The sequence below is a fragment of the Pseudoalteromonas prydzensis genome (assembly GCF_011050055.1).
In the GTDB taxonomy this organism is placed as follows: domain Bacteria; phylum Pseudomonadota; class Gammaproteobacteria; order Enterobacterales; family Alteromonadaceae; genus Pseudoalteromonas; species Pseudoalteromonas prydzensis_A.
Genome location: NZ_DRGM01000160.1, coordinates 1 through 5,569 on the forward strand (window position 1 = coordinate 1; position 5,569 = coordinate 5,569).

Annotated in this window: 4 protein-coding genes; 2 read left to right on the plus strand and 2 right to left on the minus strand. The window is 38.9% G+C overall.

The window, feature by feature from the left end; genetic code table 11:
* On the minus strand, window positions 1–796 hold a 796-nt coding region (gene cysE / locus ENH88_RS15150), incomplete at its 3' end, for a serine O-acetyltransferase (protein ID WP_304183428.1).
* A 666-nt stretch (window positions 797–1,462) separates the two neighbouring features.
* On the opposite strand from cysE, the gene ENH88_RS15155 reads away from it, so the two are divergent.
* A complete protein-coding gene (locus ENH88_RS15155; protein ID WP_304183431.1) occupies window positions 1,463–1,867 on the plus strand; it encodes a hypothetical protein in 405 nt (134 codons plus the stop codon).
* Between the two features lies 1 nt (window position 1,868).
* Window positions 1,869–2,189: a helix-turn-helix domain-containing protein gene (locus ENH88_RS15160; RefSeq protein ID WP_024598636.1), complete on the plus strand. Its 321-nt coding sequence runs from the start codon at window positions 1,869–1,871 to the stop codon at window positions 2,187–2,189.
* Between the two features lie 191 nt (window positions 2,190–2,380).
* Here ENH88_RS15160 and ENH88_RS15165 read toward each other — a convergent pair whose 3' ends face one another.
* Window positions 2,381–5,263 (minus strand): M16 family metallopeptidase, encoded by a 2,883-nt coding sequence (locus tag ENH88_RS15165; protein ID WP_304183430.1) that lies wholly within the window; start codon window positions 5,261–5,263, stop codon window positions 2,381–2,383.
* Between the last annotated feature and the right edge of the window lie 306 nt (window positions 5,264–5,569).

Below are 5,569 nucleotides of genomic sequence, written 5' to 3' on the forward strand. Positions count from 1 at the left end.
ATTCGTTTTCAGGCTCAGGATTTGCTAAAAAGTTTTGGTTCATACTTTGCGCCGGACACTCACAATCCGGTCGACCAATAATTTTAGCGGGTACGCCAACAGCGGTTGTGTGTGGTGGAACATTGCTAAGTACAACTGAGCCCGCGCCAATTCGTGCGCCCTCACCTACTTCAATATTACCCAGTACTTTAGCACCCGCGCCAATTAATACGCCCGCTCTAATTTTAGGATGACGATCGCCCTGCTCATTGCCTGTACCGCCAAGCGTTACAGATTGCAAAATTGATACGTTATCTTCAATTACCGCGGTTTCACCAATAACAATACCGGTTGCATGGTCAAACATAATGCCTTTACCCACTTTACATGCTGGGTGAATATCGACCCCAAACACTTCAGAGTTACGGCTTTGAATAAAGCGTGCTAACTCTTTGCGATTTTGTTGCCACAAACAATTAGCCAAACGGTGCGCCTGAATAGCATGAAAACCTTTTAGATTTAATATAACCGTAAGATAGGTTTCTGATGCAGGATCGCGGTCTTTTACCGCTTTAATGTCCTCAGCAACAAATGAGAGCATACGGTCACATTTTACAAATGCTTGGTCGAACAGCTCTCGGATAGTGAATGCAGATACAACCGCATCAGCCAACTTATTAGCAACAATAAAGCTCAATGCCGAACCTAAACAATCATGATTCAAAACACATGAATAAACATGACTTGCTAATAATGGTTCACGTTTTACTACATCGTTAGCTTCATCGCGAAGCTGTTGCCAAATTGCATGACGCATAATACTGCACTGCCTTAAGTTGATATAAAATAGCCTTTTCCCAAGTCTAACGGATTTAGCCACTAAGGTGTTAATCCCTTAGTTATTTGTTCTGGTTATTAGATATAACTAGGGCGTGTTGATCTTTGGTGATTGGATTTGCAGCAGTATATTTGGTTTTTAGGCAAGGCAGAGCCTATGTAGCGTGGTTACTCCCCATAAATAGGCGATAACGCAGCATAAAGACCAAACATGCGCTGCCCTTTGGGTTCTTTCTAGGGACGATTAACTCTTTGTTGCTCGGTTTTTACTTATTCTTATATGGATGTAAGCCAGTAGAATAACGCAGGAGCAGTTATCGAGCCCACTAGGTTACAAACCTCGCGCCGCGATTAAATCGACCCTAGATTGAACAAATTTCAATCCACAGAGTTCAACACGCCCTAGCACCCAGAAATGATATTTTAAATACATACCCACTTTTTAGATTAAGTTATACGACAGTTGCTAAAATTTCCAATACATACTTAAAATATAATAAATTAATAAATTAATAAAAATCAAAAGCTAACAACATATGACAGCTCACCTGTCATATGCCAAAATACATACTGGCGTATAGCTGACGGCGTAAATAACAAAAACAAACGCTAAATTAGCATCATCAACTCAACAAGGATAACGATGATGAAAAACGATGTATTAAATACAAGAAAATTAGGTTACAAATTTTACTTTCAAGATGGCGATGATCAAATAGCGTGTTTTGGTAGCTACTTTACAGGGAAAGAAGAAGTATACGTAAATGATGAACTTATAAGTAATAAGCGTAACCAAAGGATTCACAGTGGCCATCAATTTAATATTGGTGACAATGATTTTAAAGTAATGTTTGAAATGCGTAATATTTTAACTGGAAAGTTAGAGTGCTCACTTTATAAAAATGGCCAATTTATAAAAAGTTATGAACAATCATCATTATTAAATAACCCAAAAACTTCGTTAAAAGTGCTTTTTGGCTGCTTTTTTGGAGGCCTAGTTGGTGGCTACTTGCTAATTATAATTTTAGAATTCTTGATTGGGAAGCTTTAAAATGCAACTTAATCCTAAAACAATAAAAGAACTTAGGCAGCAATTTAATTGGACGCAACAGCAACTTGCCGATGCCTGCGATGTAAGCTTGAGAACAATCCAACGGGTAGAAAAAGAAGGCGCGGCATCAAAAGAAACCACAATGGCTTTATGCGCGGTTTTAGAAGTACGCCAGGGTAAATTAATTAAGCTTGATGAAGATACAACACCTCTCGGTGGTGCAACAACTTTAAACAAGCACACTATAACCACGGTGTTAGCATTGTCATCAGTAGTCAGCTTCATATTAGGCATGATAACTGTTTTTTTTATTATGAAATAAAGAGCTACAGCAATATCAAAATATAAGTCGAAAGAGCTACGTGGCCACATCACTTTAGTTGTAATGATAAGTGCAATGATACTTTTTGGGTTAGGTGTAAAAATTGGTTCAATACTATATCCAACACCATAAAAAATGCCCCAATATATGGGGCATTTTAATTATCTTAACTTATATAACTATTTAAACCTTCATTGAAAGACTATATCGACTTTCATCACTTCAATATTTTTTGCAGGAATGGCTAATTTGTAATCAGCAATTACTTTATCCTCAGCAACCAACTCAGCAGGTTTATTAGTGTTGTAAACCATTGGTGATGTTTGCTCAGACGCTAAACGTTTTTGCATATCAGCGCCGTCTGCGGTTATAAACACATATTGAACATTGTCTGTTTGTAAGTTTTCTTTAATAACGCGATTAACATCAGCAACGCTTAGCGTTTTAAGTTTATTAGTGACGTAACTTACAAAGCTATCTGTGTTGTAAAATTCGCTATCAAGTGCGTAACCTAATTGGCGGTTTTGACTTGCCACCATTTGCGGCACAAAGTTAATTAAAAAGTTACGCGTTGCTTCAAAGCCGTCTTCGCTCATACCATTTTTAATTAGCTTATCTAGCTCAAACAAGGCTGTACGTGTTGCAAAGTGCGCATCGTTATTAGAGCGAAGTGGGCGTAACCACACTTGAAAAATTTGCTCAGAGCGCCCTAGGTTTGCATCAGGCTTGGTTTGAAACATACCACGTGGAAAGTATTCAATGTACGCGTAATCGCCGTAGTTCATGCCGCGAGTTTCACGAATGCGCTCATATAAAAAGCTGTTAGAACTACGGTGCTCACCAAAGTATGAACGCACAAGCCAAAGGGCTGTCCAGTCTTCGCTACTTCGTATTGTATCAATAGGAAAACCAAACGATACCGCTGTCGATTGCGCCGATTTTTCTACAATCGTTGCATGATGACCTTTAAGCACTGGCGCATCAGGAATACTTAAACGGCTTTGCTCACCTTTTGGTAGCGTTGCAAAATCGCTCATCATTTTAGCTTTAAGTTTTACAGGCACAGCCCCAATTAAGCCAACCGTGAGTTTTGATTGCGTAAGCTCGCTGTTATAAAACGCTTTAACATCATCCAGCGTCAACGCTTCTAAATCCGAAATATCACCGTAGTTGTAACTTTCATAAGGGTGATTTTTGTAAAGCGCACTGTATAGCACTTCTTTGCCTAGCTCTTCATCGTTAGATGCTTTTAAGCCTGACTTAATGCCGTCGATCATTTCTTTTTTAAGGCGCTTAAAATCGTCATCTCTAAAACCTGGATTTAGTAATTGATCGCTCACAAGTGTATACCACTGCGCCGCATTATCTTTATGAATACGCCCTTGAAACGACAGCATTTCTTTATCTATTTGGTAGCCAAAGCTACCCGCAAGCGGATAAAGTGCTTTTTGAATATCTTTATAGCTCGTCGCCTCTGAGCCACCTTGTGCAAGCATAGCCGCAGTTAACGCAGCAACACCTTTTTTACCTTGTGGGTCGGCAGCCGCACCAGTATTGAATAAAAAGTTAACATCAATTAATGGCGAGCTATTCGTTTTATCAAGCACTTTAAATACAGGTGCCGCAGGTGCTTGTTCAAGCTTTGCAGTAAGCGTATTTAAATCAACTTCTTGCTTAAAACCTGGGGCTTTATCAAGTGCCGACATCGTTAATGTGGTACGTGCGTTATCGGTAAAGTATTTATTAGCAACGGCTTTAATATCTGCGCTGGTAATGTTATCTGCCGATTTATACAGCTGGTTTATAACCTCAGGATCGCGCTCAAAATGCATGTAGCTGGCAAGAGTTGATGCAATCGCTTGCGATGAGTCTAAGCCATTAATAAAGCTGTATTTAAGGTTCGATTTTAAATCACTTAGCTTTTGCTCATCAACAAGCTCAGTGCGTGCTTTTGCATAAGTGCGGTTAATGGCATCGCGCGCAGTGGCTAAATCGTCTGCGTTTTCTACTTTAACAAATACGTGTAATAAACCCGGATCTTTAGTCTCAGGGTTATAAGTAAACATTTGGCTGGCAATTTGTTTGTCGACCACTAGCTCTTGATATAGATCTGAATTATTTGAAAAATAAAGCTGTGAAATTAAATCAAGTGCCGCTCTGTCCTTTTTAGCAGGCTCCCACGCAGCACCTTTATACGATACAAGTAACCAATGCCCTGGTAGTGCTTCATCTTGCTGGTGCAAATATTTTGGTGCTTGTTGAACAGGCTCTGCTGTAATGTCAGCAACATAGTTGCCTTTTTTCCAGCTTCCCCAATGCTTTTTAACCATTGCCATTGTTGCTTGTGGGTCTACATCGCCCACGATGACAAGTGACACATATTCAGGCTTATAAAACTTAGCAAAAAATTCTTTCCCGTACGCCATTTGATCAGGCATGGCTTCTATGTCTTTAAAAAAGCCCATAGTGGTGTGTTTATACGTGTGCTTATCAAAGGCTTCTTCGCGTACAGCACTTAATAATTTACGAATTGGACTCGCGTTGTTTTTTAAGTACTCACCTTTTACCGTTTGTGCTTCTGTTCTAAATTGCTCTTCGGTGTAAGTTAAGTTTTGAAAAATATCAGCTTCAAGCTTAAGTACTTTATCAAGATGCTGCTTTGAAAAGTTTAAATGGTAGTTTGTAAAATCGTTTGTTGTATAAGCGCGGTTATCAACACCTGAATTTTTTAATATGTCTGAGTACACATCTTCAGGGTATTTTTGTGAGCCTTTAAACATCATGTGTTCAAAAAAGTGAGCAAAGCCTGTTTTGCCCTCTTCAACTTCGTTACGCGACCCAACCGATACCGGAATTTGCAGCGACACCACATCAGGGTAATCGGTTTTAACAACCATGACACGCAAGCCGTTTTCTAGCTCTTCAATTAAATAATCTTGCGAAAAGACACGATCATCAGCTTTATTTACTTGTTCTTGTTGTGCTGTTGTTTGCGTGCTTTGGTTTTGTTGCATGGCGCAACCTGTTAACGCCAGCGATACCGCTAAGCTAGTTGCTAATAATTTAAATTTCATTGTTGTCCCTTTTTAAATTGAGCAAATTTGTTGTTAGATTTAACTCTTTAATTATGCCCCAAAGCCAATAAATATAAGAGCCCCAAGGCAATTTATTATGTAAACAACTGTGTCATTCATAAATAATGGGAACAATTGTGTATGAATAAAAGTCATGTTAGTTGAAAAATTTTCACTAAATAAATCTATCTAGACGTCTAAATGGCTGCTATATTAAATCCATCAAAACGCACTTGGCTGGAATGAGGATTATGGCTTTATCATTAAAAGAGAAAATAGAGGACACCAACCAAGGTGTTTATCTTA